Source organism: Streptomyces sp. enrichment culture, assembly GCF_964272855.1.
Taxonomy (GTDB): domain Bacteria; phylum Actinomycetota; class Actinomycetes; order Streptomycetales; family Streptomycetaceae; genus Streptomyces.
In genome coordinates, this window is the sequence record NZ_OZ186847.1 from 6,045,469 (window position 1) to 6,072,398 (window position 26,930).

25 protein-coding genes and 3 pseudogenes are annotated in these 26,930 nt (G+C 74.2%); 16 read left to right on the plus strand and 12 right to left on the minus strand.

Going from position 1 to position 26,930, the window contains the following annotated elements:
* The first annotated feature begins 26 nt into the window (after positions 1-26).
* The 5 genes from ACSU6L_RS26700 (at position 27) to ACSU6L_RS26720 (ending at position 7,805) form a co-directional block, all read left to right on the plus strand.
* The gene (locus ACSU6L_RS26700; protein WP_437060753.1) at positions 27-1,712 is read left to right on the plus strand and encodes a trypsin-like serine peptidase; all 1,686 of its coding nucleotides are present in this window, start codon (positions 27-29) and stop codon (positions 1,710-1,712) included.
* Complete coding sequence (locus tag ACSU6L_RS26705; RefSeq protein ID WP_437060755.1) at positions 1,709-4,117, plus strand: tetratricopeptide repeat protein; 2,409 nt, start codon at positions 1,709-1,711, stop codon at positions 4,115-4,117. The genes ACSU6L_RS26700 and ACSU6L_RS26705 overlap by 4 nt, the downstream gene beginning before the upstream one ends.
* A gap of 90 nt (positions 4,118-4,207) precedes the next feature.
* Positions 4,208-5,662 (plus strand): VWA domain-containing protein, encoded by a 1,455-nt coding sequence (locus ACSU6L_RS26710; protein ID WP_437060756.1) that lies wholly within the window; start codon positions 4,208-4,210, stop codon positions 5,660-5,662.
* Positions 5,659-6,594 carry a hypothetical protein gene (locus ACSU6L_RS26715; protein WP_437060758.1) on the plus strand — a complete coding sequence of 312 codons (936 nt, stop codon included), beginning with the start codon at positions 5,659-5,661 and terminating at the stop codon, positions 6,592-6,594. Before ACSU6L_RS26710 ends, ACSU6L_RS26715 begins: the two co-directional genes overlap by 4 nt.
* Positions 6,591-7,805 carry an ABC transporter substrate-binding protein gene (locus ACSU6L_RS26720; protein WP_437060760.1) on the plus strand — a complete coding sequence of 405 codons (1,215 nt, stop codon included), beginning with the start codon at positions 6,591-6,593 and terminating at the stop codon, positions 7,803-7,805. The genes ACSU6L_RS26715 and ACSU6L_RS26720 overlap by 4 nt, the downstream gene beginning before the upstream one ends.
* A gap of 15 nt (positions 7,806-7,820) precedes the next feature.
* Here ACSU6L_RS26720 and ACSU6L_RS26725 read toward each other — a convergent pair whose 3' ends face one another.
* Positions 7,821-8,387, minus strand: a complete 567-nt coding sequence (locus ACSU6L_RS26725; protein ID WP_437060762.1) for a DoxX family protein — start codon at positions 8,385-8,387, stop codon at positions 7,821-7,823.
* Between the two features lie 154 nt (positions 8,388-8,541).
* Between ACSU6L_RS26725 and ACSU6L_RS26730 the strand changes: the two genes are divergently transcribed.
* Positions 8,542-8,868, plus strand: a complete 327-nt coding sequence (locus tag ACSU6L_RS26730; protein ID WP_073943035.1) for a nuclear transport factor 2 family protein — start codon at positions 8,542-8,544, stop codon at positions 8,866-8,868.
* A gap of 48 nt (positions 8,869-8,916) precedes the next feature.
* Positions 8,917-9,921, plus strand: coding sequence for an aldo/keto reductase (locus tag ACSU6L_RS26735; protein ID WP_437060765.1), 1,005 nt, complete (start codon positions 8,917-8,919; stop codon positions 9,919-9,921).
* Positions 9,922-10,183: 262 nt separating this feature from the next.
* Here the strand turns inward: ACSU6L_RS26735 and ACSU6L_RS26740 are convergent, their stop codons facing one another.
* Positions 10,184-10,954: an SDR family oxidoreductase gene (locus ACSU6L_RS26740; RefSeq protein WP_437060767.1), complete on the minus strand. Its 771-nt coding sequence runs from the start codon at positions 10,952-10,954 to the stop codon at positions 10,184-10,186.
* A 134-nt stretch (positions 10,955-11,088) separates the two neighbouring features.
* Between ACSU6L_RS26740 and ACSU6L_RS26745 the strand changes: the two genes are divergently transcribed.
* On the plus strand, positions 11,089-12,729 hold the full coding sequence (locus ACSU6L_RS26745; protein WP_437060769.1) for an alkaline phosphatase D family protein: 1,641 nt from the start codon (positions 11,089-11,091) through the stop codon (positions 12,727-12,729).
* On the opposite strand, the gene ACSU6L_RS26750 is transcribed toward ACSU6L_RS26745, so the two are convergent.
* Positions 12,716-13,750, minus strand: coding sequence for a Gfo/Idh/MocA family protein (locus ACSU6L_RS26750; RefSeq protein ID WP_437060771.1), 1,035 nt, complete (start codon positions 13,748-13,750; stop codon positions 12,716-12,718). The two genes, ACSU6L_RS26745 and ACSU6L_RS26750, sit on opposite strands and share 14 nt — an antisense overlap.
* An 86-nt stretch (positions 13,751-13,836) precedes the next feature.
* Between ACSU6L_RS26750 and ACSU6L_RS26755 the strand changes: the two genes are divergently transcribed.
* Genes ACSU6L_RS26755 through ACSU6L_RS26765 form a run of 3 tightly spaced genes read left to right on the plus strand, consistent with a single transcriptional unit; the run spans position 13,837 to position 17,358 of the window.
* A complete protein-coding gene (locus tag ACSU6L_RS26755; RefSeq protein ID WP_437060773.1) occupies positions 13,837-15,174 on the plus strand; it encodes a multidrug effflux MFS transporter in 1,338 nt (445 codons plus the stop codon).
* An 11-nt stretch (positions 15,175-15,185) separates the two neighbouring features.
* Positions 15,186-16,301, plus strand: coding sequence for a serine hydrolase domain-containing protein (locus tag ACSU6L_RS26760; RefSeq protein WP_437065074.1), 1,116 nt, complete (start codon positions 15,186-15,188; stop codon positions 16,299-16,301).
* Between the two features lie 37 nt (positions 16,302-16,338).
* Complete coding sequence (locus ACSU6L_RS26765) at positions 16,339-17,358, plus strand: small ribosomal subunit Rsm22 family protein (RefSeq protein ID WP_437060775.1); 1,020 nt, start codon at positions 16,339-16,341, stop codon at positions 17,356-17,358.
* A gap of 6 nt (positions 17,359-17,364) precedes the next feature.
* Here ACSU6L_RS26765 and ACSU6L_RS26770 read toward each other — a convergent pair whose 3' ends face one another.
* Positions 17,365-17,547 (minus strand): DUF6243 family protein, encoded by a 183-nt coding sequence (locus ACSU6L_RS26770; protein ID WP_437060777.1) that lies wholly within the window; start codon positions 17,545-17,547, stop codon positions 17,365-17,367.
* Positions 17,548-17,656: 109 nt separating this feature from the next.
* On the opposite strand from ACSU6L_RS26770, the gene ACSU6L_RS26775 reads away from it, so the two are divergent.
* Together ACSU6L_RS26775 and ACSU6L_RS26780 are read left to right on the plus strand one after the other, a co-directional pair.
* On the plus strand, positions 17,657-18,286 hold the full coding sequence (locus ACSU6L_RS26775; protein WP_437060779.1) for a TetR/AcrR family transcriptional regulator: 630 nt from the start codon (positions 17,657-17,659) through the stop codon (positions 18,284-18,286).
* A 128-nt stretch (positions 18,287-18,414) separates the two neighbouring features.
* Positions 18,415-19,143: a bifunctional DNA primase/polymerase gene (locus ACSU6L_RS26780; protein ID WP_437060781.1), complete on the plus strand. Its 729-nt coding sequence runs from the start codon at positions 18,415-18,417 to the stop codon at positions 19,141-19,143.
* A gap of 10 nt (positions 19,144-19,153) precedes the next feature.
* Here the strand turns inward: ACSU6L_RS26780 and ACSU6L_RS26785 are convergent, their stop codons facing one another.
* The 4 genes and pseudogenes from ACSU6L_RS26785 to ACSU6L_RS26800 all read right to left on the minus strand — a co-directional run.
* Complete coding sequence (locus tag ACSU6L_RS26785) at positions 19,154-20,152, minus strand: hypothetical protein (RefSeq protein WP_437060783.1); 999 nt, start codon at positions 20,150-20,152, stop codon at positions 19,154-19,156.
* Positions 20,112-20,249 (minus strand): annotated as a pseudogene (locus ACSU6L_RS26790) (iron transporter); the annotation flags it as partial. The gene ACSU6L_RS26785 and the pseudogene ACSU6L_RS26790, both read right to left, overlap by 41 nt.
* A pseudogene (locus tag ACSU6L_RS26795) lies at positions 20,250-20,820 on the minus strand (ATP-binding cassette domain-containing protein).
* Positions 20,820-21,110 (minus strand): annotated as a pseudogene (locus ACSU6L_RS26800) (iron chelate uptake ABC transporter family permease subunit); the annotation flags it as partial. The pseudogenes ACSU6L_RS26795 and ACSU6L_RS26800, both read right to left, overlap by 1 nt.
* A 95-nt stretch (positions 21,111-21,205) precedes the next feature.
* Between ACSU6L_RS26800 and ACSU6L_RS26805 the strand changes: the two are divergent.
* Positions 21,206-22,093, plus strand: a complete 888-nt coding sequence (locus ACSU6L_RS26805) for a hypothetical protein (protein ID WP_437060785.1) — start codon at positions 21,206-21,208, stop codon at positions 22,091-22,093.
* Positions 22,086-22,730: a PhzF family phenazine biosynthesis protein gene (locus tag ACSU6L_RS26810; RefSeq protein ID WP_437060787.1), complete on the plus strand. Its 645-nt coding sequence runs from the start codon at positions 22,086-22,088 to the stop codon at positions 22,728-22,730. Before ACSU6L_RS26805 ends, ACSU6L_RS26810 begins: the two co-directional genes overlap by 8 nt.
* A 58-nt stretch (positions 22,731-22,788) precedes the next feature.
* Here ACSU6L_RS26810 and ACSU6L_RS26815 read toward each other — a convergent pair whose 3' ends face one another.
* Together ACSU6L_RS26815 and map are read right to left on the minus strand one after the other, a co-directional pair.
* On the minus strand, positions 22,789-23,436 hold the full coding sequence (locus ACSU6L_RS26815) for a heme oxygenase (biliverdin-producing) (RefSeq protein WP_437060789.1): 648 nt from the start codon (positions 23,434-23,436) through the stop codon (positions 22,789-22,791).
* A 174-nt stretch (positions 23,437-23,610) separates the two neighbouring features.
* Positions 23,611-24,468, minus strand: coding sequence for a type I methionyl aminopeptidase (gene map, locus ACSU6L_RS26820; protein ID WP_437060791.1), 858 nt, complete (start codon positions 24,466-24,468; stop codon positions 23,611-23,613).
* Positions 24,469-24,525: 57 nt separating this feature from the next.
* Here map and ACSU6L_RS26825 point away from each other — a divergent pair, with 57 nt between their 5' ends.
* A complete protein-coding gene (locus tag ACSU6L_RS26825) occupies positions 24,526-24,759 on the plus strand; it encodes a hypothetical protein (RefSeq protein WP_437060793.1) in 234 nt (77 codons plus the stop codon).
* On the opposite strand, the gene ACSU6L_RS26830 is transcribed toward ACSU6L_RS26825, so the two are convergent.
* Positions 24,760-26,085: an MFS transporter gene (locus ACSU6L_RS26830; protein WP_437060795.1), complete on the minus strand. Its 1,326-nt coding sequence runs from the start codon at positions 26,083-26,085 to the stop codon at positions 24,760-24,762.
* Between the two features lie 66 nt (positions 26,086-26,151).
* Positions 26,152-26,754 (minus strand): hypothetical protein, encoded by a 603-nt coding sequence (locus ACSU6L_RS26835; RefSeq protein WP_437060796.1) that lies wholly within the window; start codon positions 26,752-26,754, stop codon positions 26,152-26,154.
* Positions 26,755-26,930 lie beyond the last annotated feature (176 nt).

Sequence of the window (26,930 nt, forward strand, 5' to 3'; positions counted from 1 at the left end):
GACCGAGCGCCCGTATAGTTCCGAATATGGCTGCTGCCGGGGGAGTGCAAGCCGCCTCGTCGATGGAGACGCCGAGCTGGGCCGTGCGGATCCGGGGAGCGGACGGGGAGATCGCGGGGGCCGGCATCCTGCTGAGCCCCGACCGGGTCCTCACCTGTGCCCATGTGGTGGACAGGGCCGCGGAGCGGGTCACCGCGGAGTTCGTGGGCGCGGCCGACCACAGCGTGCCCGCGGTCACCGCCTGGGTCGACGGGACCGCGTACGTACCGGAGACCCAGGACGCCGACGGCGACCCCAGCGGGGACGTCGCCCTGCTGCGGCTGGAGCGGCCCCGGCCCGTCGAGGACACCGTCCGGCTGCACCGGCTGTCCACACCCGGCCGCGAGGTGCGGATGTACGGCTTCCCGTACGACCACAACGGCGGCATCTGGTTCCGCGCCACCGTCGTCGGCGGCTGCGGACGCGACGGGCAGGTGCAGCTCAGCCCCACCAGCCCCGGCGAACTCGCCAGCCCCGGATGCAGCGGCGCGGGCGTCGCCGACAGCTTCACCGGCGAGGTCATCGGCATGGTGCTCACCGGTCAGAGTGACCAGCACGGCAACCGGTTCTCCTTCATGAGCCCGGCCGAGACCATCGCCCGGCACCTGCCGCAGGCCGAGCCGTTCATCGTCGGGCCCACCGCCGTCGACGACCGGCTGCGGTCCACCGCCGACGACGCCGCGGAGGCGCTGCTCGACGAGCCGTTCGCCCAGCGCCTCGCCGCCTGGTTCCGCGACGACGGCCACCAGGTGAAGATCAGCGTCGTCCGGCACGAGGACGCCGCCCGGGCCGCCACCCTGCGCCGCGCCATCACGCTCGCCGACCGGGAGCTGCGCACCGCCGTCTCCGTCGACCGGGCCTCGCTCGACCCGCCGGGCACCGTCCCGTCGGCCGGCGGCCACGACCTCGCGGTGCACGCCGGCGGGCTCACCTCCGCCGAGATCGCCGAGCGGATCGCCGAACGCATGGGGCTGTGGCACCAGCCGGCGGTGTCCGCGCCGGACCGGATCCGGGCCGCGAAGGTCACCCTCAACCTGGTCGTCGTCGGCGTCGACGAGGCACTCGACCCGCCGGCCCTGCTGGACCTGCTGGAGGTGCTGCGCGTCGGCGGCAGCCGGCTGCTGCTGGTCTTCCGCACCGCCGGCGCCTGCCACCGCCGCGCCCGCTACCAGCTGCTGACCCGGCCCGCGCAGGAGCGCCGCGCCCGGCTCGTCGAACGGCTGAAGGAGATCACCGGGCCGCTCGCCGGGGCCCTGTACGAGCGTCGCGCGGCAGTGCTCCCGGACGGCGTCCGGCCCGTGGACTCCGACCTGGTGGCCGCCCACGCCGCCCTGGCCGACCTGCTCCGCGCGGCGGGCCGCGACGCCGGCCAGGTCCCGGACCTGGCCCGCTACGAGCGGCTGGCCGACCGGGTCGCCGCCCGCCTGGCGAGGGCCCTCGGCCGGCTGGACCGCCTGCGCGACCGGCGCGACGAACTCACCGGCCGGCTGCGCAGCTACCACGTCCTGCACCAGCACTCCACCCAAGGCGAGGAGGACCCGGTGGTGGACGCCCTCTATCTGCGGGCGCACGACCTGCTCCGGACCAGACCCTGTGACGTACGCGCGGCCGAGGCGGCGGTGGAGGCCTACACCCGCCGGGTCGACGGGCGCGGCGCGGAGTCCTCGGTATGAGCGGGGCGGCCTGCGTCAGACCCGACTGCCAGGGCGGTCACCTCATGGTGACCGGCTTCTGCGACACCTGCCACCGCCGCCCCGCGGCCCCCGAGCCGCCGCCCCCGGCACCCGGGCCCTCCACGAGCGGGACCCCCGACCCCGCCCACCCCGCAGAGCCCCCGCGCCGCCCCGCCGGCCCGGCCGCCGGCGAGCTGGACCGCGACGGCCTGCTGGTCCTGCCGTACCTGCCCTCCCCGGAGCCCTCGGAGGCCGCCGACACCACGGCCCGGCCGCCCACCGGCGGCCGGCGCTGCGGCGTCGACAACTGCGCCGGCACGATCGGGGTGTCCTACGACGGCGGCCCGGCACCCGACCACGGCTTCTGCCCGGAGTGCGGTTCGGAGTACTCCTTCCGGCCGAAACTGCGCCCCGGCGACCGCGTCGCCGGGCACTACGAGGTGCTGGGCTATCTCGCGGTCGGCGGCCACGGCTGGGTCTACCTGGCCGAGGACACCCGGGTGCCGGGGCTGCACGTCGTGCTCAAGGGGCTGATCAACACCGGTGACGCCGTGGCCCGGCGGGCGGCCGTCGAGGAGCGCCGCTCGCTCACCACGCTCCACCACCGCGACATCGTCCGCATCGTCACGTACGTGCGGCACCAGGCGCCCGGCGACAGCGAACCGACCGGCTACATCGTGATGGAGTACGTCGGCGGCCGCTCCCTCGCCTGGATCCGGTTCGCCCCGGACGAGGACCTGGCCCGGCTGTTCGGGGACGGCGGCCTCGAGTTCGGGCACGTGATCACGTACGGCTGCAAGATCCTCGGCGCCCTGGAGTACCTGCACGGCCAGGGGCTGCTCTACTGCGACATGAAGCCCGAGAACGTCATCCACTACGGGCGTGAGATCAAGGTCATCGACCTCGGGGCCATCCGCCGCGTCGACGACCGCTCCTCCGGGCTGGTCTACACCCACGGATACGCCCCGCCGAAGAAGGAACGCGACGAGCGCGGCCTCGGCGTCGACAGCGACCTCTACACCGTCGGCCGCACCCTGAAGGTCCTCGCCGAACGGGCCGGCCCGCCCGCCGGACTGGCCGCCCGCTCCTTCGAGGCGCTGATCCGCCGCGCCACCCACCCCGAGCCGGCCGCCCGGTTCCGCTCGGCCGCCGAGATGTCCCGGCAGCTGTGGGAGGTGCTGCGCGAGCACCAGGCGCTCGGCGGGCACGAGCCGTACCCGGAGCGGTCCACCCGGTTCGAGCCGACGGCTGCCGTCTTCGGCGCCGCCCTCGGCACCGTCCCCGCGCTGGAGCACTGGACGGGCCGCACCGGGACCGGGACACCCGAGCTGCCCGTCGGCGCCCCCGACCCCCGGGAGACGGCCCGCGCGCTGCCCGTGCCGCTCCCCGACCCCGCCGACGCCGCCACCGTGCTGCTCGGCGGACTCGCCGCCGACACCCCCGACCGGATCGCCGAACGGGCCTTCGGCGACCCGGCGCTGGACACCGTGGAGACGGCGCTGTGGCTGTGCCGCGCCTATCTGGACGCCGGGCGGGCGGACCGGGCCGAGACATGGGTGCTGAGGGCCGAGGAGCGCAGCGGCGAGTACGACTGGCGGATCTTCTGGCACCGGGGCCTGGTGCATCTGACGTGCGGCCGGGTGGAGGCGGCGGAGGGCGAGTTCATGGCCGCCTACGCCGCGCTGCCGGGCGAGGCCGCGCCGAAGCTGGCCCTCGGATACTGCTCGGAGTACCTGGCCGAGGCGCTGCGGAACGCGGCGGCGGAGGAGATCACGGTGCCGCGGGCCGGGGCCGGCCTGGCCCGGATCCGGCGCGCCGAGGAACAGCAGGTCAGACGGGCCGAGGCCCGTGAGCGGCAGGCCGAGGAGTACTACGAGGCCGTCCGGCGGCGCGACCCCGCCCAGGGCAGCGCCGCGTTCGGACTGGCCCGGATCCGGCTGCGCCGCGGCGACCGGCGGCGGGCCGTCGCCGTCCTGGACGAGGTGCCGACGACGTCCCGGCACTACGACGCCGCGCGGGTCGCCGCGGTCCGGGTGCTGGCCGGCCGGCTGCCCCGCGGATCCGGGCCCGGCACCGCCGAGTTGCGCGCGGCCGCCGACCGGCTGGCCGGGCTGCATCTGGACGGCAGCGGCTCCTGGGACCGGCTGGTCACCGAACTGAGGGAGCACGCGCTCGGCTGCCGTCCGCCCGGCGGATGGGGGACCGGCTTCCCCGCAGGAGACCTGTTCGGCCCGGCGGACGGCGAGGAGGCCCTGGCGGAACTGCTGTCCCGGTCGCTGAAGCGGCTCGCGGACCAGGCGGGCAGTGCCGGCGAGCGCGGCGACCTGCTGGACCGGGCCTACGCGGTGCTCCCCGAGCCGGCCGCCTTCCGGCAGCTGCTGCGGGGCCGGCGGCGTACGGCGTGAGCGCGCCACGGCGCGACACGGCGACACGGCGACACGGCGACTGAGCGACACAGCGACACAGCGACGACGAGGGCGAGGTGTACGGACATCGTGGAGACAGCAGCGCCCGGGGCGGACGGGACGGCCGGGCAGGTCACCGTCGGGCTGGAGATCAGCCAGTGGAAGTACCTGTCCGGCGAGGCCGACGACCCGCAGATGCACGCCATCCTCAGTGTGCGCGTGGACGGCACCGAGGGCGGCGGCCGTGTGGGCGGCCCGGTGCTCGCGCAGGTCCTGGCCGTGGACTGCTCCAGCTCGATGACCTGGCCGCCGGAGAAGCTGCACGCCGCGCAGCAGGCGGCGGTCGCGGCGATCCGCAAGCTTCCCGACGGCACCCCGTTCGCGGTGGTCCGCGGCAACGAGCAGGCGGCCATGGTCTATCCGGACACCCAGCGCATGGCCCGGGCCTCCGACCGGACCCGGGCGCGGGCCGAGCGGGCCGTGCACCAGCTGGTCGCGGGCGGCGGCACCTGCATCGGCGCCTGGCTGGACCTGTGCCGCCGGCTGCTGACCGAGCAGGACGCGCCCATCGGACACGTCCTGCTGCTCACCGACGGCAAGAACCAGCACGACGAGCGGATGCCGCTGGCGGGTGTGCTCGACGCCTGCGCGGGCCGGTTCGTCTGCGACGCCTGGGGCATCGGCGACGGCTGGGACGGCCAGGAGCTGCTGCGCATCACCCGCCGCCTGCACGGCAGTTCCTCCTCCGTGCGTGAGGAGGAGGCCCTGCCGGGGGAGTACGCCAAGCTGATGGACCGTCTCCTCACCAAGACCGTGCCCGAGCTGGCGATCTCCGTGACCCCGATGCCCGGCGCCGGGGTGCGCTACCTCAAACAGGTCTTCCCGACCGAGGCGGAACTGACCGCCGAGGGCACCGGACGGTTCGTCACCCGCGCCTGGGGCGACGAGACCCGCCGCTACCAGCTGTGCCTGTCCGCCGATCCGGCCGGCCGCCCGCGCCGGGAGGACCTCCAGCTCGCCGTGGTGGCCGTCGACGTGCCCGGCGGCGAGGTGCGGCTGCCGACGCCGCAGCCCTGCCTGGTGCACTGGACGGACAACCCGGCCCTGTCCCGGCAGACCGACGCCCAGGTCGAGCACTTCGAGCAGCACCAGCGGCTCGGCGAGGCGGTCGCCGCCGCGACCGACGCGCACCGGCGCGGCGAACGCGACCTGGCGGAGCACCAGCTCGGCCGGGCCGTGCAGCTGGCCCACGCGATGGGCGCCGACGAGCAGCTGGCCCGACTGGCCCGGCTGGTGCGGGTCGACGACGCGGCGGCCGGGCGGGTCGCCCTGCGCCCCGAGGTGACGGCCGTCGACTTCCAGCACCTGATCACCGCGAGCAGCCAGAGCAGCTACGGCCCCGCGTCCGGCACCGGCACGGGCGCCGCCACCGGCGCCGGGGGAACCGGCGGGGTCACCGTGCCCTGCCCGGTCTGCGCGAGCAAGGCACCGGCGGGCGCACGGTTCTGCCCCGCCTGCGGCCACCGCCTCGAGGAGCGGCCGTGAGCACCACCGCGCGCGAACTGACCCTGAGACTGCGGCTGCTGCTGGCGCTGGGCGCGGCCACCACCCTCGTGCTGTTCTTCGCCTACCGGGGCGTGCACGACGACACCGTGCCGCTGGCGTCGTCGAGCGCCCCCGGCATCCTCGCCGTCGACACCGCGGAGAACGCGCTGCGCACGGCACACGAGGTCGTACGCGGCAGCGGGCCGGGCGGCGACATGAGCGGCGAGTTCCACACCCAGATCTCGGTCGCCCAGCAGAGCCTCGCCCTGGCCGCCGCGGAGAACGTCATCGGCGTGGAGGGCCGCCACGACCTGCAGACCGTCACCGGGCTGATCGCCGTCTACTCCAGCTGGGTGGAGCGCTGGGGCCGGGAGGACCAGGAGGCGTTGCACGGCGCCTACCTGTACTACGCGGAACAGGTGCTCGGCTTCCAGGAGGAGGACGGCACCGACGGGGACGTCCTGAGCCGGCTCGACGCCCTGCGCGACAAGCAACTCGACGAGGCCGAGCGGCAGGCGGCGTTCCCCTGGCAGCTGTGGCTCGGCTGGAGCACGGTCGTCGTGCTGTACCTCGCGCTGTTCACGGCACTGCTGGAGACCCAGCGGTTCCTGCGGCGCCGCTTCCGGCGTCCCGTGCAGGTGCGGCTGCTCGCCGCCACCGTGGTGTGCGCGCTCGGCGTGCCGGTGCTGGCCTGGCTCACCCGCAGGGCACAGTCCGCGATGACCGGCTCCGTCGACGGGATCCGCGTCCCGGAGGCCGACCCGGACGGGATCCCGCTGGACGCCGACCGGGTGCAGGAGGCCCTGGCGGACGCCGGGTTCTGGGCCTCGTTGTCGGATTGGGTGCTGCTGGGAGGGGCCGTGGTGATGGCACTGACGGTGTGGGGGCTGTGGCCGCGTATCGCCGAGTACCGGTTCCGGGGGCCGCGATGAGACGCCCGCGACCTCGTACGCTCGTCGCCCTCGCCGTGTGCCTGGCCCTGCTCGGGGCCGGCGTGTACGCGGGGGTTCGCTGGGCGCGGGGCCCCAAGGAGACGGTGACCCTGCTCGCCAGCTGGACCGGCCAGGAGGCGGAGGACTTCGACGAACAGGTCATTCAGAAGTTCGAGGACGACTACGGCATCGACGTCGTCTACCAGGGCAGCTCCGCGCTGAGCCAGGTGCTGGCCGCCGACATGGCCGCCGGGAACCCGCCGGACGTGGCGGTGCTGCCCGGGCCGGGCGAACTGCTGGCCTACGCCGACGCCGGCCGGCTCCAGCCGCTGGACGGCCTGTTCGAGGCCGGTGACTACGACGAGATGTGGGCACCCGAGGTGCCCGTCGAGGGCCGCGGCACCCACACCTACTGGCTGCCCGTCAAGACCAGCTTGAAGAGCATGGTCTGGTACACGGGCGAGAAGCCCACCGTGGAGTCGGCGGGCGCGCCGGAGCGGTGGTGCCTGGGCATGGAGGACGGCGCCACCTCCGGCTGGCCCGGCACCGACTGGGTGGAGGACGTCCTGCTCCAGCAGGCCGGGCCGCGCGAGTACGCGAAGTGGGTGAACGGCGAGCTGGCGTGGACCGATCCCCGCGTCCGCAAGGCCTGGACGACCTGGGGCGGGATGGTCGGCGCGGGCGACACCGACCGCGTCGCGAGGATGCTGACGACCGGGTTCGGCGCGCCCTGCGCGGGCACCGGCCGGCTGGAGCACCAGGGTTCCTTCCGCGCCGGGCACTGGCAGCGGCAGGGCGGGGAGTACGTCCCCTCCGCCGAGGTGATCCCCGAGGCCGGGCCGGACGCCGGGGCCTGGGAGGTCTCCGGCGACCTCGCGGCTCTGCTGACGCCCAAGGAGGAGGCCCGCGAGCTCATCCGCTACCTGGCCGACCCGAAGACCCCGCTGCCCGACCACTCCGCCAACAAGAAGTCGGCCCCGGACCCCGGACAGGACGCGACCGAGCGGCGGATCGGCGGCATCCTCCGCGAGGAGGGCCGCACCCGCTGCTGGGACGCCTCCGACGCGATGCCCCGCACCCTGCGGGACGCCTTCCACCAGGCGGTACTGCGCCACCTCGTCGAACCGCAGGCCCTGGAGGAGCAACTGCGCGAGCTGGATCAGCTCCGCGTCGAACAGAACCTGCGGGTGTGCGGTGATACACGAGAGTGATCGGAACGACCGGCCCTAGCTGGGCGTCGCCTCGTCGAACAGGGCGTCCTGCTCCGCGCCCTGGTTCTCCGCCTGCCGCTGGAGGTGCCTGACCCGGGTGCCCACCACCGCCGCCGTCCCGGCCGCCGCCGCGCAGAGCGCGAGCGGGACCATCCAGCCGCGGTCCAGGACATGGCCGGTGGCGTGGTCGAGGGACAGCCGGCCGGGGCCGGTGACGGCGAGGCCGGTGGCGGCGAGGCCGAGGGTGGCGGCGTACTCGTAGCCGCCGCTCATGTTGAAGAAGCCGTTCGGGGCGTGCACGGCCGCCGCGCCCGCCATCGCCCCGGCGGCCGCCGCGCCCGCCGCCGGGGTGGCCAGGCCCAGGGCCAGCAGGGTGCCGCCGCCGGTCTCCGCGAGGCCCGCCGCGGTGGCGCTGGCCTTGCCCGGCCGGTAGCCGACGGACTCCATGAACTGGCCGGTCCCCTCGATACCGCCGCCGCCGAACCAGCCGAACAGCTTCTGCGTCCCGTGCGCGGCGAGCACCCCGCCGGCACCCAGCCGGAGCAGCAGCAGACCCAGATCACGTCGGTCGAAGAACGTCACGTTGACTCCCGGAGCACAGACGGAACGGAACAAGCGTGTGATGCGACCCCGCCCCGGTTTCCCCGCTCTCACCGTCGCACCCTCGCTCCCGGCGGTCCCTTCCGCCGCATCCGTTCGGGTGGCGGGGTGCCGGGGCCGGTGTGACGCTGACGGCATGACGATTCAGACAGCCAAGCTGCGCGACCCGGCCGTCCGCGCCTTCGTCACCGCGGTCAACGCGCACGACCGCGAGGGCTTCATGGCGCTGCTCGCGCCCGGCGCGACGATGGCCGACGACGGCTCCGACCGGGACCTCGCCGCATGGATCGACGAGGAGATCTTCTCCTCGCACGGCCACATGGAGGTCGACAACGAGTCCGCCGGCGGCCGCGCCCTCATCGCCCGCTACCGCAACGACACCTGGGGCGAGATGCGCACCCGCTGGCGTTTCACCGTCGAGGACGACGGCCGGATCTCGCGCTTCGAGACCGGGCAGGCCTGACTCTTTCCCTTGCCCTCGCGCGCACTTCAACTCCTAGCGTGCGCGGGCATGGAGAGCACCACACGCGTACTGGGACGCAGCGGTATCGGGGTCAGCGCCCTCGGCTTCGGCTGCTGGGCCGTCGGCGGCGAGTACAGCACGCCCGACGGGCAGCCCCTGGGCTGGGGCAGGGTCGACGACGAGGAGTCCGTACGGGCGATCCGCCGGGCCCTCGACGTCGGCGTCACCTTCTTCGACACCGCCGACTCCTACGGCGCCGGGCACAGCGAACGCGTCCTCGGCCGGGCGCTGGGCAAGCGCCGCGCCGAGGTGGTCGTCGCCACCAAGTGGGGCTTCCTGTTCGACGAGCCCACCCGCACCTTCACCGGCGGCGACGACTCCGTGGCGTACGCCCGGCGCGCGCTGACCGCCTCCCTGCGCCGCCTCGGCACCGACTACGTCGACCTGTACCAGTTCCACCTGCCCGACGCGGACCCGGAGCGGGCCGTGCGGCTGCGGGAGCTGTGCGAGGACTTCGTCCGCCAGGGGCTGGTCCGGGCGTACGCCTGGAGCACCGACGACCCGGCCCGCGCCGCCCTGTTCGCCGAGGGCCCGCACTGCACGGCCGTCCAGCACGCCGCGAACGTGCTCCAGGACGCGCCGGAGCTGTTCGCGCTGAGCGAGGCGCTGGACCTGGCGAGCGTCGTGCGCAGCCCGCTGGCGATGGGCCTGCTCACCGGATGGCACGTCGGCCGCCCGCGCCCGGAGGCGGGGGACATCCGCAGCAGGCCGCCGGCCTGGCTGCGCGGCTTCGGTGACGGCTCCGGCGCCGATCCCGCGTGGCTGGCCCGGGTGGAGGCGGTGCGCGAGGTGCTCACCGCCGACGGCCGGACGCTGACGCAGGGCGCCCTCGGCTGGCTGTGGGCGCGCAGTCCGCGCGCGGTGCCGATCCCCGGCTTCCGTTCGGTCGCGCAGGCCGAGGAGAACGCGGGCGCGCTGGCGAAGGGGCCGCTGACCGCCGGGCAGCTGGCGGAGGTGGACCGCATCCTGGGCGGCCGGCCGGCGACCGTGTGACGCGGCGGCCGTTCCACGGACCGGTGCGTTCCTCGCGGTCCCTCACGAGGCCCACCCCCAACCCGGTGCCGTGGAACGGCCGCCGCGCCTCCCCCCTGGTGATGGTCGGCGGAAGCTCGGCCCTCCAAGTGTGAAGTTCTTGTGGAGGGGAGTCGAGCATAGGCCGTCCGCCAGAGGCCATGGGGGCGGATGGTTGAATTCCGTATGTGTAGGTTGACCTTCGGGTCCGGCCTTCGGGCGTCCTCGCGCGTGACCCGTCCGCTCAGCCGCGCCCCACGTACGGCATCGCCGTCGCCAGCACCGTCGCGAACTGGACATTCGCCTCCAGCGGCAGCTCCGCCATGTGCCGCACCGTGCGTGCCACATCGGCCACGTCCATGACGGGCTCCGGCGCGATCTCGCCGTTGGCCTGGAGCGCGCCCGTCTGCATCCGGGCCGTCATGTCGGTGGCCGCGTTGCCGATGTCGATCTGGCCGACCGCGATGCCGTACGGCCGCCCGTCCAGCGACAGCGACTTGGTCAGGCCGGTCAGCGCGTGCTTGGTGGCCGTGTAGGCGACCGAGTGCGGGCGGGGCGTGTGCGCCGAGATCGAGCCGTTGTTGATGATCCGGCCGCCCTGCGGGTCCTGCTCCTTCATCCGCCGGTACGCCGCCTGCGCGCACAGGAACGCCCCGTTGAGGTTGGTGTCCACGACATGCCGCCAGGCGTCGTACGGCAGCTCCTCGACCGGCACCCCGCCCGGCCCGAACGTCCCGGCGTTGTTGAACAGCAGGTCCACCCGCCCGAACCGGTCGACGACGGCCGAGAACAGCGCGTCCACGTCCTGCGGCCGTGACACGTCCGTGGGCACGGCGAGCGAGACGCCCTCGGGCGCCAGCGCCGCCGTCTCCTCCAGCGTCTGTGCCCGGCGGCCCGCCAGCGCCACCGACCAGCCCGCGCAAAGCAGCTCCACGGCGACCGCGCGCCCGATGCCGGAACCCGCGCCGGTCACCACGGCGATCCCCGGCCGACTCTCCGTTCGCTTCGCATTCATGGGCCCGCAGCGTACGGGACGGTCCGCCATCCGGAACTCATCCATCCGACATCTGGTTGTCCTGTACACGCCTATCGGGAGTCGCCCCCGGCCACTCCAATGCGTGAGGCACCCATCTGTCAGGGGAGGACCGGATGACTCACGCAGACCGCCAGCCACAGCACGCCCCCGAACTCCGCGCCGCCGCCCGCCACCTGGGCCGACGCCGCTTCCTCACCGTCACCGGCGCGGCCGCCGCCCTCGCCTTCGCCGTCAACCTGCCGGCCGCCGGCGCGGCGAGCGCTACCGAACTCGACGCGGCCCGGATCACCGAGGACCCCTTCACCCTCGGTGTCGCCTCCGGCGACCCGCTGCCCGGCTCGGTCCTGCTGTGGACCCGCCTCGCCCCGGCCCCCTACCAGCCCGACAGCGGCCTCCCGGCCGAACGGGTCACCGTGCACTGGGAGCTGTCCCACGACGAGCGGTTCCGCCGCATCGTCAGACGCGGCACCGCCCCCGCCCACCCCGAGTTCCACCACACCGTGCACGTCGAGGTCTCCCACCTCGACCCCGGCCGCGCCTACTACTACCGCTTCCGCGTCGGCCGCTGGATCAGCGAGACCGGCCGCACCCGCACCGCGCCGGACCCCCGCGAACAGGCCGGCGCGCTCCGCCTGGCCGCCGTCTCCTGCCAGGCCTACCACGACGGCTACTTCACCGCGTACGGCCATCTCGCCCAGGACGACGTCGATGTCGTCTTCCACCTCGGCGACTACCTGTACGAGTACGCCGTCAACTCCGTCGGCGGCCACCGCAACTACACCGACCGCGTCCTGCCGGCCCTCTTCAACCGGGAGACCGTCACCCTGGAGGACTACCGCCTGCGGTACGCCCTCTACAAGACCGACCCCGACCTGCGCGCCGCGCACGCCGCGCACCCCTTCGTCGTCACCTGGGACGACCACGAGACCGAGAACAACTACGCCGACGACACCCCCGAGAACAACGTGCCGCCGGAGGAGTTCCTGCTGCGCCGCGCCTCCGCCTACCGCGCCTACTGGGAGAACCAGCCGCTGCGCCGCCCGCAGCTGCCCGAGGGCCCGGACATGCAGCTCTACCGGCGCCTGCACTGGGGCCGCCTCGCCCAGTTCGACGTCCTCGACACCCGCCAGTACCGCAGCAACCAGGCCTACGGCGACGGCGCCGACGTCCCCGGCCCCGAGGTCGACGACCCGACCCGCACCATGACCGGCGAGACCCAGGAGCGCTGGCTGCTCGACGGCTGGCAGCGGTCCCGGGCGCTGTGGAACGTCGTCCCGCAGCAGGTCACCTTCTCCCAGCGGAAGTTCGACCTGACCGAGCCCTCACGGGTGTCCATGGACGCCTGGGACGGCTACCGGGCCTCGCGCCGCCGGGTGCTGGACGGCGCGAAGGCGGCCGGCATCGAGAACCTGATGGTGCTCACCGGTGACGTGCACGTCGGGTACGCCTTCGACATCAAGGACGACTTCGACGACCCGGCCTCCCGCACCCTGGGCACCGAGATCGTCGCCACCTCCATCGCCAGCGGCCGGGACGGCTCCGACAAGCCCGCCAACTGGGACACCTACATGACCGCCAACCCGCACCTGAAGTTCTACAACGGCCGGCGCGGCTACGTGGCGGTCACGCTCGGCCGGGAGCAGGCGCGGGCCGACTTCCGGACCGTGCCGTACGTGACGACGCCCGGGGCGCCGGTCACGACGGCGGCGTCCTTCGTGACGGAGGCGGGTCAGCCGGGGCTCAAGCCGGCGTGAGCCGCGCGGTGGGGTCCGCCTCGGGGGCCTCACCCGGATAGCGGACGCCGACGCGGTCACGGATCGCGTCGAGCGTCCGCATCACGGCGAGCGTGCCGTCGAGGGGGACCAGCGGGGACTCGGTCTCCCCGGCGCGCAGCGCCCGCATCACCTCGCGGGCCTCGTGCTTGAGGCTGTTGTGCGGGGCGTCGGCCGGGTCGTGGACGAACTCCTCCGGCTCGCGCCCCGCGCGGTGCAGCACGAACCGCTCCGGGTGGAAGAAGCCGTGCGGGATGTCGATGCGGCCCAGCGACCCGGTGACGGACGCCGCCGTCGGCGTACCGCCCACGATGGAGCAGTGCACCGAGGCGAGAGCACCGCTCGCGTACGAGAGCACCGCCCCCGTCTGGAGATCGACGCCCTCCTCCGAGAGCACCGCACTCGCCGCGATCCCCGACGGCTCACCCAGCAGCAGCTGAGCGAACGACACCGGATACACCCCGAGATCGAGCAGCACGCCCCCGCCCTGCAGCGGATCCCGCAGCCGGTGCGCCGGCGGGAACGGACCGGCCAGCCCGAAGTCCGCCTGCACACTGCGCACCTCGCCGATCGCCCCGTCCGCGACCAGCGCCGTCAGCCGCCGCATCAGCGGCGAGCAGTACATCCACATGGCCTCCATCAGGAAGCGCCCGTGCTCCCGCGCCAGCGCCACCAGCTCCCCGGCCTCACGCGCGTTCAGCGTGAACGGCTTCTCCAGCAGCACGTTCCGCCCCGCCGCCAGACACAGCCCGGCCGCCGCCCGGTGCGCCGAGTGCGGCGTGGCCACGTACACCACGTCCACGTCCTCGTCCCGCGCCAGCGCCTCCCAGTCCCCGTACGCCCGGTCGATCCCGAACCGTTCCGCGAACGCCTTCGCCGACGCCTCGGTCCGCGAGGCCACCGCGACCACCTCCGCGTCCGGCAGATCCACCAGATCCGCCGTGAACGCGGCGGCGATCCCGCCGGTCGCCAGAATCCCCCACCGCACGCTGTCCGCCGTCATTCCCGCCCCATGCTCGTCTCAGTGACAACAGGCACTCTGTTCGAGCTGAGAGCATAGGGACCGGACCGCGAGGAAAGGGAGGCCACATGCCCGAACGCGGGGCATCCATACCGGAACTGTCACAGGCGGCCGACGCACCCCAGGCGCGGCCGTCCCCGCGTGCGCGACGCCGGACCGGACTGCTGGTGACCCTGGTGCTCGGCGGACTGACCGCCACGCCGCCGCTGGCGATGGACATGTACCTCCCCGCGCTGCCGGAGGTCACCCGCTCCCTGCACGCCCCCGCCGCGACCGTGCAGCTCACCCTCACCGCCTGTCTGGCCGGCATGGCGCTCGGACAGCTCGTCGTCGGCCCGATGAGCGACCGCTGGGGCCGCCGCCGCCCGCTGCTCGCCGGACTCGCCGTCTACGTCGTCGCCACCGCCCTGTGCGCGCTGGCCCCCACCGTCGAGTCCCTGGTCGCCTTCCGGCTGGCGCAGGGCCTCGCGGGCGCGGCCGGGATCGTCATCGCCCGCGCCGTCGTGCGCGACCTCTACGACGGCGTGGAGATGGCCCGCTTCTTCTCCACCCTCATGCTGATCTCCGGGGTCGCCCCGATCGTCGCCCCGCTCATCGGCGGGCAGATCCTCCAGGTGACGGACTGGCGGGGCGTGTTCGTGGTGCTCACCGTCGTCGGCGCGCTGCTCGCCGCGGTGGTGTGGGCGAAGCTGCCCGAGACCCTGCCGGCCGCCGAACGGCACACCGGCGGCGTCGGCGAGGCGCTCCGCTCGATGCGCGGCCTGCTGGCCGACCCGCCCTTCACGGGCTACCTGCTCACCGGCGGCTTCGCCTTCGCCGCCCTGTTCGCCTACATCGCCGCCTCGCCGTTCGTCATCCAGGAGATCCACGGCGCCTCCCCGCAGACCTTCAGCCTGCTGTTCGGCCTGAACTCGGTCGGACTGGTCGCCGCCGGGCAGATCAACGGCAAGGTGCTCATCGGCCGGGTCCGGCTCGACCGGGTCCTCGCCGTCGGCCTCATCATCGTCGTCCTCGCCGCGACCGCGCTGCTGCTGATGTCGCTCGGCGTCTTCGGCGAGACCGGCCTGGCGCCGGTGGCCGCCGCCCTGTTCGTACTGATGACCGCGATGGGCATCACCCTGCCCAACGCCCAGTCCCTCGCCCTGCTGCGCACCCGGCACGCGGCCGGTTCCGCGTCCGCGCTGCTCGGCACGTCCTCGTTCCTCATCGGCGCGATCGCCTCCCCGCTGGTCGGCATCGCCGGGGAGGACACCGCCGTCCCGATGGCGGTCGTCCAGCTGGCGGCCGCGCTGGTGGCGGCGGCCTGCTTCGTGGCAATGTGCCGCCCCTGGAAGGCCGACGCGATCGCGGAGGGCGGGCCCGTGACCCGCTCGGGCGAAGCGCAGAGCAAGGGGGGAGCAAGCTGAGCGCACCGAGACTGCGCGACGGCACACCGGAACGCGCCGGACTCGACCCCGCCGAATGCGGCCGGCTCGTCGACGAGGTCCACGCCCTCACCGCCGGGGAACGCCCCTGGGCGGCCGGCGCGGTCGTGGTCGCCGGACGCGGCCCGGTGGTGGCGGTGGCCGAGGCGGCGGGCTGGGCGGTGCGTTACGCGGCGTACGACCCGCAGCGCGACGCCGGGGTGGAGCTGCCGGAGACGGCCCGGGTGCCGATGACCCTCGACACCCCGTTCGACCTGGCCTCGCTGACCAAGCTGTTCACCTCGGTCGCGGCGGTGCAGCAGATCGAGCGGGGCACACTCGGCATCGACGCCAAGGTCGGCGCGTACCTCCCCGAGTTCCGCGCGGCGGCCCGGCACGGCGTCACCGTACGCCAGTTGCTGACCCACACCTCCGGACTGCGGCCCGAACTCCCGCTGTACGACTGCGCCGACGACGCCGAACGGCTCGCCCTGCTGCGGGCCGAGCCGCCGACCGGGGAGCCGGGCGTGCACCGCTACTCGGACCTGAACATGCTGCTGCTCCAGCACGTCCTCGAGCGGGTCACCGGACGCCCGCTGGACACCCTGGTCCGGGACGGCATCACCCGCCCGCTGGGCATGACGAACACCCACTTCGGACCCTGCCCCGGCGCGGCCGCCACCGAGGACCAGCGGCGGCCGTGGGCCAAGGCGGACCGGGGCATGCTGCGGGGCGTCGTGCACGACGAGAACGCCTGGGCGCTGGGCGGGGTCGCCGGGCACGCCGGGCTCTTCTCCACCGGGCGGGACCTGGCGGTGTTCTGCCGGGCACTGCTCGCGGGCGGCGCGTACGGGCCCGCGCGCATCCTGGGCCCGGACTTCGTGGAGCTGCTGCTGACCCCGCCCGGACTGGGGTTCGCGCTGGACCAGCCGTGGTTCATGGGCGCCCTGGCGGGACGCGGCGCGGCCGGGCACACCGGGTTCACGGGCACGTCCCTGGTCCTGGACCCGGCGACGGACACCTTCCTGGTGCTGCTGGCGAACACCGTCCACCCGAGGCGCCGCACCCCGGACAGCGCACCGCGCGCGGCGGCGGGGACGCGGGTGGCGCGGGCGGTGCGGGGGACATGACACCGGCGGGGCGCCGGCGACCTGAGAGAATCGCAAGGTGAACGCCCCCGCCCCCACCCCCGTGTCCGCCCCGGCCGAGACCCTGCGCGCCGCCCTCGCCGGGCTGCTCGACGGGCTGCCGCCCAAGCAGGCGGCGCAGGCCGTCGAGCGGCTGATCGCCAACTATCGGGGGGCGACGCCGACCGACGCGCCCATTCTGCGGGACCGGGCCGACGTGGCCGCGTACGCGGCGTACCGCATGCCGGCCACGTTCGAGGCGGTCCGTTCGGCGCTGGCGGCGTTCGCCGACGCGGCGCCCGGTTGGGTGCCCGGCGGCCACGTCGACGTCGGTGGCGGGACCGGGGCCGCGACCTGGGCGGTCGCCGCGACCTGGCCGGGCGTCCGGCCCGTCACCGTGCTGGACTGGGCCGAGCCCGCGCTCGCGCTGGGCCGGGAGATCGCCGCCGCGAACCCGCTGCTGCGGGACGTGCGCTGGCAGCGCTCCCGGATCGGAGCGGCGCTCACTCTGGAGAGCACCGATCTCGTCACCGTCTCCTACGTCCTCAACGAGCTCTCGGAACCCGACCGCGCCGCCCTCGTCGACGCCGCCGCCGAGGCCGCCCGAGCCGTCGTGATCGTCGAGGCCGGCACCCCCGACGGCTACGCCCGGATGCTCGCCGCCCGCGACCGCCTCGTCGCCGCCGGCTTCCACATCGCCGCCCCCTGCCCGCACAGCGCCGCCTGCCCCATCGCCCCCGGCACCGACTGGTGCCACTTCTCGGCCCGGGTCAGCCGCTCCTCCCTGCACCGCCAGGTCAAGGGCGGCTCCCTCGCCTACGAGGACGAGAAGTTCAGCTACGTCGCCGCCGTCCGCTTCCCCGTCGCCCCGGCCCCCGCCCGGGTCGTCCGGCGTCCGCAGATCCGCAAGGGCCAGGTGCTGCTGGACCTGTGCGAGGCCGACGAGCGGCTGCGCCGCACCACGGTCACCAAGCGGCACGGCGACGACTACCGCGCCGCCCGCGACGCCGACTGGGGCGACGCCTGGCCGCCGGCGCGGGACACCGACGGCCTCGGCTGAGTCGCCTCAGTCCCGTTTCTCGTCGTCGCGCCGCTGCTGCAACCTGAACAGCAGCTCGCGCTTCTGGGCCTGCGCGTCCTGGCCGCCGCCGACCCGGCCGCCCTTGCCGCCGCCCCGCAGGGCCTTGCGGCCGAGGTTCCGCCGCGTACCGCCGACGCCCAGCATGCTTCCTGCTCCGCCTCGGGTCATGGTGTGTCTCCTTCTGCGAACCCGTCGTAACGAGACGTCTCGTCTCGCTTTCTGTGATCCCCAGGGTGAGGCGAGACGGACCGTCTTGTCAACCTGATAGATTCGAGCCATGTCCTCCATCGCCCGCAAAACCGCCCCCGACGCCTCCCGACGCAGCGAGAAGTCCCGCCGCGCCATCTACGACGCCGCCCTCGCCCTCGTCGGCGAGGTCGGCTACCCCAAGACCACCATCGAGGGCATCGCCGCCCGCGCCGGAGTCGGCAAGCAGACGATCTACCGCTGGTGGTCGTCCAAGGCCGACGTGCTGCTGGAGGCCTTCCTCGACCTCGCCGAGCAGGCCAACGAGCAGGCCGGCGGCCGGCGCGGCGACCACGCCCTGCCGGACACCGGCGACCTCGCGGCCGACCTCAAGCTGGTGCTGCGGGCCACCGTCGACGAACTGGTCGACCCGCGCTTCGAGGTCCCCTCCCGCGCCCTCGCCGCCGAAGGAGTCGTCAACGAGGAGATGGGCCGCGTCTTCGTGGCCCAGCTCCTCGAACCGTCCCTCCAGCTGTACGTCGACCGGCTGCGCGCCGCCCAGGACGCCGGGGACGTCCGCCCGGAGATCGACCCGCGCATCGCCCTGGAGCTGTTCGTCTCCCCGCTCGCCCAGCGCTGGCTCCAGCGCACCGGACCGATCTCCTACGAGTACACGGACACCCTCGTCGACTACGCCCTGTACGGACTCGCCCCGCGCTGAGCCGCCGCGCGCCGGTGTGGGGTACGTCTCGTCCCCTGTACCCCGGTTGGGTACTTGGGCCCCCCGGCGCGCAGGATGGTGCGACCATAAGGCATGCTGTCCGCACGACAGGCGAGGCGAGGGGATAGATGAGCGCGGAGTTCGGCGGCCGGAGCGGCCTGCGGGGCAAACTCTCCCAGTGGCTGCGGGGAGGCGGCCCCAAGGACACCGCCGAGGACGGCGGCCGTGAGGCCCTGCTGCTCGCCGCCGCCGCCGCGGGGCTGCCGCTGGCGCCCGCCGCGCACCCGGCGCCCGACTACCGCTGCTCCTGCGACCGGGTCGGCTGTCCCACCCCCGCCCGGCACCCGGTGTCCTTCGCCTGGCAGACGCAGTCGACCACCGACCGCGCCCAGATCGAGCGCTGGGCCCGCCACCAGCCGCAGGCCAACTTCATCACCGCGACCGGCATGATGCACGACGTCCTCGACGTGCCCCTGGGAGCGGGCCGCGAGGCGCTCGCCGGGCTGCTCGCCGCCGGCGTCGAGGTCGGCCCGGTCGCCGAGAGCGACGACGGCCGCATGCTGTTCTTCACCCTCACCCGCGGCACCCCCGAGGACGAGGACGAGTGGTGGCCGTGCGAGCTGGACTGCCACCCCGAGACCATGGACGAGCATCCGGGCCTGCGCTGGCACTGCCGCGGCTCCTACGTCCTCGTACCGCCCGCCCGGCTCCCCGGTGACGACCAGACCGTGCACTGGGTGCGCGGCCCGGAGCACGCGCTGCCCGACCCGCTCACCCTGCTGGAACACCTCACGGACGCCTGCGCCCGCCACGCCGGCGAGGACCACGCGCACACGGCCTGGCCGCTGCGGCACTAGACGTCCGGGGTTACTCGCCCTTCGCCGAGGTCATCCCCTGGATCCGTCCCAGCACGGAGACCTGCGACCCGGCGCTCTTCTCCGGGACGAGGGCCACCTCGTTGGAGACGATCTCCTTCGTCAGCGACTGCTTGATCTCGCCGGTCGTCAGGGCCAGCACGTCCTTGGTCGGCGTCGGCACCGTGGAACCCGCGTGGGCGGTCTGCTTCACGTAGTGGCGGGTGGTGAAGAACACCAGCGCCCCGCCGTCCTTGGTGCGCAGCGCGACCGGGGCGTAGGCGCCGTCGGTCAGCGGCGAGTCGATGTACTGGGTGACGAGGCCCGGCTTCCGCGCGTCCTTCTGACGCTGGGTCCGCCACTGGCTGGTGTGCAGGCCGGGCGCGAACTCCGAGCCGTTCTCCTTGAGGTAGGTGGTGTACGCCTTGCTCAGGCCGCCCGGGGAGATGGTCAGTCCGGGCGCGTTCGCGGGCACCGCCTCGGCCCAGCCGTCCTTGTCCTTCTCGAACTCCGGTACGGCGTCCGGGGAGACCAGCGTCAGATACGACACCTGCCACGGCTCGTCGAGCCCGTCGCGGGTGAACACCAGCAGCCAGCGGGCGGTGCCGCCCTTGTTCGCCTTCGCGTCGGCGAGGAACCAGCGCGGCCAGCCGGCCTTCTTGGGGATGGTGTACTCGGCGTCCGAGAACTCCAGCGCGCTGTGGTTCGGGTTGCCGGCCGGGTTGTTCGCCCGGCCCGCCTTCAGCCGGGCGCCGTCGATGTCGGCGAGCGGCCCGGTGACGAACTCGGCGTCCTGGGTGCTGTCGTACTCCTTGTCGGCCTTGTTGTACGCGGCCGTGAACTCCTCCAGCGCCTCGGCGGCCTCGGCGCGGGTGGTCGCGGGCAGCACCTCGCGCTCGCCGTGCACCACCACGCACCCGCTCGCGGTCAGTGACATAGCGGTCAACGAGGCCGCTATGAGAGCGTTCCGGTCACGCCTGCGAAGCCGGCGCGGGCTGCGATCCCTGCTCATCGGGCTCCTTCACCTTCCCCTTCCCGGAGGCGAACCCTACCGGGGCGGGGCGGACGCCGGTCGTCGGGACCGGGTACAGCGGCCACACCGTGACCTGTCAGCCGTCCCTGCGCGGTGTCACCAGCACCGCTCCGGTGCGCGGATGCGGCAGCACCTCCACCGGCTGGTCGTAGACCTCCGACAGCAGGTGGTCGGAGAAGACCTCGGCCGGCGGGCCGGCCGCCGCCCGCTCCCGGCACAACTGCGGCACCGGCTCCTGGTGTTTGAGGTCGAGCGCGGCGGTCGGCTCGTCGAGCAGCAGCAGCGGGGCCCGCTGGGCGAGCACCCGGGCGAGCGCGACCCGGGCCCGTTCGCCGCCGCCGACTGCGGCAACACCGAGCGACGCGCGCCAGTTCGGGCGCGGGCCAGTCGCCTGCCGGACGCCCGTGGATCCGTACGGCCCCCTCGGCGGCCGGGAGATCGGCGGCGAGCGCGCCCAACAGGGTCGACTGGCCCGCTGCGTTGGGGCCGACCAGGGCCAGCACCTCGTCCGCGCGGACGGTGACGTCGACGCCACGGAGCACATGCCGCGCGCCGAGCCGGACGTGCAGGTTCCGCGTCTCGGCGAGGACGTCCCCGGCGGCCGGGGCGGGCGGGGGAACGGGGCGCCGGGTGCGGAACAGCGGCATCAGGCCCAGCCTCCTTGCGTGCGGCGGGTGCGGCGCAGCAGCCAGAAGAAGAACGGGCTGCCCACCAGGGCGGTCAGGACGCCGAGCGGCAGTTCGGCGGGGGCGGCGACGGTGCGGGCCGCGAGGTCGGCGGCGAGCAGCACCACCGCGCCACCCAGCGCGCTGCCGGGGACGAGGAAGCGGTGCCCGGGGCCGGCCGCCGTGCGCAGCAGGTGCGGGACGACGAGCCCGACGAAGCCGATCACTCCGGAGACGCTGACCGCGGCCGCCGTCAGCAGCGCCACGACCAGGGCCGTGCTCTGCTGGTCCCGCCGGTCTGTCTCCGCCGCCGCGGCGAGGCGTAATCCGCTGTCGGAACATCCCCTGGCTCCCTGAGACTTGTGCCATGCGCGGAGCACACAGGGAGTCACTGGGGCCGGACCGCCTGGTACTGACCGTCCAGGGCAGGCCCGGCCCGCCCCCGCTGCGCCTGGAGTGGGCGCACGACGGGCGGCGGGCGCTGCACCAGGGTGAACGGCCGCTGTGGCTCGGCAGGACGCTCGGCGAGGGCTGCTGCCGCGACCTCGTCCTGCACCGCCTCGACGGCTACCGCTCCCCGCTGCCGCCCCTGCGCGCCGACCTGCAGCGCGCGCGGCGCTCCTGGGCCCACCGGTACGCGGACTGGCTGGAGGACGCCCCCGAGAGCCCGCTGCACGACGGGCGTTGGAGGCTCGCCAGGCGCGGCTTCTTCGAGCCCACCGTGTGGACCCAGGACTTCGTACGCGACTGGCCTGGCGCCCGGCTGGAGCTGCTGTGCGGCGGCGGCTGGCACGGCGTCCTCCCGCTGCGGCGGCTCTCCCCGCCGGACGCGCCCCGGGTCCGCGCCTACCGCAAGCACGCCCGCGAGGGCACCCTCGCGCCCGTCCTGCTGTGGTGGGTGACCTTCCTCGACGGCTGGCTCCTCCTCGACGGCCACGACCGGGCCGTGGCCGCCCTGGCCGAAGAGGGCGTCCCGGAGTGCGTGGAGCTGACGCGCGCACCCGACGAGGAGGAGTGGCGGCGCACGGTCGACGGCATCACCGAGGGGCACCGCCGGCATCTGCGTGCCCTCGCCGCCCGCCCTCCGGGGCCCGGCACCGACCGCCGGCGCGCCGCCATGGAGCGCGGCTACGCCGACGCCGTGGCCGAGCTGCCCTACGACCGGGAGACCACCCGCACCTGGCCGCTGCCCGGCGGTGTCGCGGCCTGGGACGACCTCGCCGCCCGCACGATGTTTCAATTCCCCGGTGACTGACTACGACGTGCTGCGCGTGTTCTGCGCGGCGAACGGCGGATACGGCAACGAACTCGGGGTCGTCCGCGACGGAACGGTGCTGCCCGAGGAGAGCGACCGGCAGGCGTTCGCGGCGAAGCTGGGCTTCAGCGAGACGGTCTTCGTCGACGACCCGGAGCGCGGCGTCGTCGACATCTACACCCCCACCCTGCGGCTGCCCTTCGCCGGTCACCCCTGCGTCGGCGCGGCCTGGCTGCTGGACGTGCCGGAACTCGTCACCCCGGCCGGCGTCGTGGGGGCCCGCCAGGACGGGGAGTTCAGCTGGATCGAGGCGCGGCCGGAGTGGGCGCCGCCGCGCACGCTGCGCCAGTACGCGACGGCCGCCGAGGTCGACGACCTGCCGGTGCCGCCGCCGGGGGAGTGGATCTACGCCTGGGCCTGGGAGGACGAACCCGCCGGCCGGATCCGCGCCCGCGCCTTCCCCGGCCGCGACGACGGCATCGACGAGGACGAGGCGACGGGCGCGGCGGCCCTGCTCCTCACCGACCGCCTGGGCAGGGCCCTGAACATCACACAGGGCACGGGCTCCCAGATCCTGACGGCACCACAGCCGGGGGGCTGGGTGGAGATCGGCGGCCGCGTCTTCCTGGAACGCTGACGCCGAGCGCCGAGCGCCGAGCGCCGAGCGCCGAGCGCCGAGCGCCGAGCGCCAAGCGTTAGGCGCTCAGCGGGAACTCCTCGCCCAGAGCCCGGAAGACGGCCGTGTTCAGCGCGAACGCTCGCTTGCACTCGGCCACGATCCGCTGCCGCTCCAGCTCGTCCGCGTTCACCGCGTCCAGCAGTTCCCGGTAACCCCGCTTGAAGGCGGCCGGGTTGGGGATCCCCTCGAAGACGTAGAAGCGGACGCCGTCGCCCTTCCGCTCGAAGCCCCACGTCCTCTCCGCCTTGTCGCGGATGATCTGGCCGCCGGAGAGGTCGCCCAGGTAGCGGGTGTAGTGGTGGGCGACGTATCCGCCGGGCCACCGCTCGGCGCACTCCCGCACCCGGTCCGCGTACCCCCGGGTCGCGGGCAGCGCGTTCAGCGTGCCGCGCCAGCCGGGGCCGCGCAGATGCTCCAGGTCACGCTCCAGCGCGGCCAGCCGGAACAGCTCCGGCCGGACGAACGGGCCCGCCACCGGGTCGGACGCCAGCCGCTCGGCCCCGGCCTCCAGGGCCTCGTACACGAACCACAGCTGCTCGGTGTAGCGCGCGTACGCGTCCACGCCGAGACGGCCGCCGAGCAGGTCGCTCATGAAAGTCGAGGTCTCCGCCTCCACGTGCTGTTCGTGGGACGCGGTGCGGAGGAGAGTCGAGAACGAGTCCATGATCCGGATTCTCTGTGGTTAGGCTTACCTAAGTCAACGCTATGCCGACTCCCTGTCGGTAACTCCGTATCCACCATCCTCACCCGCCTCACCCCGGCCCGCACCTGAAAGAGCCCGCACGCGAAAGAGCCCGCCCTCCGAAGAGAGCGGGCTCCAGGTGCCGGGCGGGCGGGGTCACGGCAGAGTCAGGATCTCCGCCCCGGTCTCCGTCACCACCAGCGTGTGCTCGAACTGCGCCGTCCGCTTGCGGTCCTTCGTGACCACCGTCCAGCCGTCGTCCCACATGTCGTACTCGTGCGTGCCGAGCGTCAGCATCGGCTCGATCGTGAACGTCATCCCGGGCTGCATCACGGTCGTCGCGTGCGGGCTGTCGTAGTGCGGGATGATCAGCCCCGAGTGGAACGACGAGTTGATGCCGTGGCCGGTGAAGTCCCGGACCACGCCGTAGCCGAACCGCTTGGCGTACGACTCGATGACCCGGCCGATCACATTGATCTGCCGGCCCGGCTTGACCGCCTTGATCGCCCGGTTCAGCGACTCCCGGGTGCGCTCCACCAGCAGCCGGCTCTCCTCGTCCACGTCACCCACCAGATACGTGGCGTTGTTGTCGCCGTGCACCCCGCCGAGGTACGCGGTGACGTCGAGGTTGACGATGTCGCCGTCCCGCAGGACCGTCGAGTCGGGGATGCCGTGGCAGATCACCTCGTTGACGGAGGTGCACAGCGACTTCGGGAAGCCCCGGTAGCCGAGCGTGGAGGGATAGGCGCCGTGGTCGCACAGGTATTCGTGCGCCACCTTGTCCAGTTCGTCCGTGGTGACGCCGGGCGCGATGATCTTCGCGGCCTCCGCCATCGCCTGCGCGGCGAGCCGGCCGGCGACCCGCATCGCCTCGATGGTCTCCGGAGTCTGCACCTCCGGCCCGGTGTACGGAGTCGGCGCGGGCTTGCCGACGTACTCGGGGCGGCGGATGTTTCCGGGTACGGAACGGGTGGGAGACAGCTCCCCTGGTACGAGCAGCGACTGGCCAGACATGCCAGCGAGTCTAACCAGCGGGCATGGGGAACATGTCCCTGGCGAAAGGAGCCGGTCATGGCCCTGTTCAAGAAGCGCACGGCGGGCAAGCCGGGCGAGTGGTACTACTGCCTGGAGCACAAGAAGGTCGAGGAGGGCCCGGACTGCCCGGGCAAGGACCGCTTCGGGCCGTACGCCAGCCGCGAGGAGGCCCGGCACGCCATGGAGAACGCGCGGGAACGCAACCTCCAGTGGGAGAACGACCCGCGCTGGCACGACGCGCCGACCCCGGGCCAGGCCGACGAGGACTGATCAGGCCGCCGGCACCCCGGCCGCCTCCGTCCCGGCCGCGGCTGCGCGCTGATCGCGCAGCCGCGCCGCGTGCTCGTTGGTCCGCACGTCGTACGTCATCAGCTTGGGCAGGCACAGCGCCAGCAGCCCCACCCCGGCCGCGCAGACCAGACCGCCCGACCACACTGAGGCGCGCACCCCCGCCCACGCGGCCATGCCGCCCGAGCGGACCTGGCCGAGCTGGGGGCCGACCGAGTACGACAGCAGCTCGATCCCGGCGAGCCGGCCGCGCAGCTCGTCGGGGATCGTCTGGTTCCACATGGCGCCCCGGAAGATGCCGCTGACCATGTCGAAGCCGCCGGCCAGGGTCAGGAACAGCAGCACCAGCCACACGTTCCCCGCCACCCCCGCCGCGGCGACGGCCAGCCCCCACAGCACGGCCGCCAGCACCACCATCCGCCCGTGCCGGTGCACCCGCGACGTCCAGCCGCTGGTGAGGCTCACCAGCAGGGACCCGGCGGGCAGCGCCGCGTACATCAGTCCGAGCGACCACTCGGCGCGCAGTTCGTCCGCGAGGAACGGCAGCACCGCGAGCGGCATCGCCAGGAACATCGCGGCCAGGTCGATGGCGTACGTGCCCAGCAGCTCCTTGCGGCTCCACGCGTAGCGGGCGCCCTCGGCGACCGCCCGCAGCGACGGCTTCTGCGCCTCGTGCGACGCGGGGGACCGCCGCAGCCGGACGACCAGGGCGAGGGACACCACGAAGGTCAGCAGGTCCACGGTGTACGCCCAGCCCATGCCGGCGTACGCCACCACCACGCCCGCCAGCGCCGGGCCGGCGATCCCGCCGACCTGCCAGCGCAGCGAGTTCAGCGCGGCGGCGGCCGGCAGCTGCTCGTGGGCGACGATGCGGGGGATCAGCGAGTCGAGCGCGGGGCGCTGGACCGACGTCAGCGCCGACGCGAACGCGGCGATCACGTACAGCGGCCAGACGGCGGGGCTCGGCAGCAGCGCGTTCACCAGCAGCGCCGCGCACAGCACACCCTGCCCGGCCTCCGTCCACACGATCAGCTTCCGCTTGTCCCAGGCGTCGGCGAGCGCCCCGCCGTACAGCCCGAACACCACCAGCGGCACCAGCTCCACCGCGCCGATCGCCCCGACCGCCGCCGCGGACCCGGTCAGCTCCTTGATCTGCACGGGCAGCGCGACGAAGGTCAGGAAGCTGCCGAAGTTGGTGACCAGACCCGACAGCCACAGCCGCCGGAAGTCCGCGGAGGCCCGCCAGGGCGCGAGGTCGGGCAGCAGGGCGCGCAGGCCGGAGGGCGCGTCGTCGGTGTCGTCGGTCACGAGGCGCCATGCTCGGTCGCCGGAACGACGCGGGCAACCGTTTTTCCCGGCGGCCGCGGAGCGGCCCTACCAGCGGGCCGGCGGCGGCGCCGTCAGCTGGTCCGCCAGCCGGGAGAGCCGGTCGCGCCACCGGCGGCGGCCGCGCGGCGGGGGCACCGAGTTCTCCCCGGCCGCCGCGCCGACCAGGTGCTGCACGGTGTCCAGGTCCAGCTCGCCGCCGTCGGGCACGGTCAGCGCCTCGTGGGCCATCGTGGTCAGGTCGTCCGCGCCGGGCGTGAGGGCGAGGACCGTCGCCCCGGCCCGCCGGGCGTCGTGCACCCGCTCCAGGAGCGGCGCCCCCGCCTCGGCCGGCGACACGACCAGCAGCGTCTCGCCGCGCCGCGCAGCCTCGATCCGGCCGGGGCCCACCGCCAGATGCGCCGGGTCCGTCGGGCGCGCGTCGTGCCGTACGAGCGTCGGCGCCAGCTCCGGCGTCCCCGACCACGCGGCCTCGTCCACCAGATGTGCCGCGAGATGCCACGGCTCGTACTCCGGCGTCCCCACCAGCAGCAGCCCGCCCCCGTGCGACACCACGGACCCGCGCAGCACACCCGCGAACCGCCGGGTGGACGACAACCACTCCGTCCCCGCGAGCACTTCCCGCAACAGCGCCACCCGTACGGCATCCATGCGCCCGCATCCTGCCGCAACCGTCCGGCCGTGGCCCCGGGTTCACCCCGAATTCGCCCGACCTGGGTACAACCCTCGGTCACACCGACCCCAACACCCGCGAGAACACCGGCAGTTCCCACCCGTCCCTCGTGACGCGGCTCACCTCGACCGGTGCGGCGGCGGTGGCGGACGTA

Coding starts and splice junctions, on each gene's coding strand:
- ACSU6L_RS26700 (WP_437060753.1), top strand. CDS start 27: ATGGCTGCTGCCGGGGGAGTGCAAGCCGCCTCGTCGATGGAGACGCCG.
- ACSU6L_RS26705 (WP_437060755.1), top strand. CDS start 1,709: ATGAGCGGGGCGGCCTGCGTCAGACCCGACTGCCAGGGCGGTCACCTC.
- ACSU6L_RS26720 (WP_437060760.1), top strand. CDS start 6,591: ATGAGACGCCCGCGACCTCGTACGCTCGTCGCCCTCGCCGTGTGCCTG.
- ACSU6L_RS26730 (WP_073943035.1), top strand. CDS start 8,542: ATGACGATTCAGACAGCCAAGCTGCGCGACCCGGCCGTCCGCGCCTTC.
- ACSU6L_RS26735 (WP_437060765.1), top strand. CDS start 8,917: ATGGAGAGCACCACACGCGTACTGGGACGCAGCGGTATCGGGGTCAGC.
- ACSU6L_RS26740 (WP_437060767.1), bottom strand. CDS start 10,954: ATGAATGCGAAGCGAACGGAGAGTCGGCCGGGGATCGCCGTGGTGACC.
- ACSU6L_RS26745 (WP_437060769.1), top strand. CDS start 11,089: ATGACTCACGCAGACCGCCAGCCACAGCACGCCCCCGAACTCCGCGCC.
- ACSU6L_RS26750 (WP_437060771.1), bottom strand. CDS start 13,750: ATGACGGCGGACAGCGTGCGGTGGGGGATTCTGGCGACCGGCGGGATC.
- ACSU6L_RS26755 (WP_437060773.1), top strand. CDS start 13,837: ATGCCCGAACGCGGGGCATCCATACCGGAACTGTCACAGGCGGCCGAC.
- ACSU6L_RS26770 (WP_437060777.1), bottom strand. CDS start 17,547: ATGACCCGAGGCGGAGCAGGAAGCATGCTGGGCGTCGGCGGTACGCGG.
- ACSU6L_RS26775 (WP_437060779.1), top strand. CDS start 17,657: ATGTCCTCCATCGCCCGCAAAACCGCCCCCGACGCCTCCCGACGCAGC.
- ACSU6L_RS26780 (WP_437060781.1), top strand. CDS start 18,415: ATGAGCGCGGAGTTCGGCGGCCGGAGCGGCCTGCGGGGCAAACTCTCC.
- ACSU6L_RS26785 (WP_437060783.1), bottom strand. CDS start 20,152: ATGAGCAGGGATCGCAGCCCGCGCCGGCTTCGCAGGCGTGACCGGAAC.
- ACSU6L_RS26805 (WP_437060785.1), top strand. CDS start 21,206: ATGCGCGGAGCACACAGGGAGTCACTGGGGCCGGACCGCCTGGTACTG.
- ACSU6L_RS26815 (WP_437060789.1), bottom strand. CDS start 23,436: ATGGACTCGTTCTCGACTCTCCTCCGCACCGCGTCCCACGAACAGCAC.
- map (WP_437060791.1), bottom strand. CDS start 24,468: ATGTCTGGCCAGTCGCTGCTCGTACCAGGGGAGCTGTCTCCCACCCGT.
- ACSU6L_RS26825 (WP_437060793.1), top strand. CDS start 24,526: ATGGCCCTGTTCAAGAAGCGCACGGCGGGCAAGCCGGGCGAGTGGTAC.
- ACSU6L_RS26835 (WP_437060796.1), bottom strand. CDS start 26,754: ATGGATGCCGTACGGGTGGCGCTGTTGCGGGAAGTGCTCGCGGGGACG.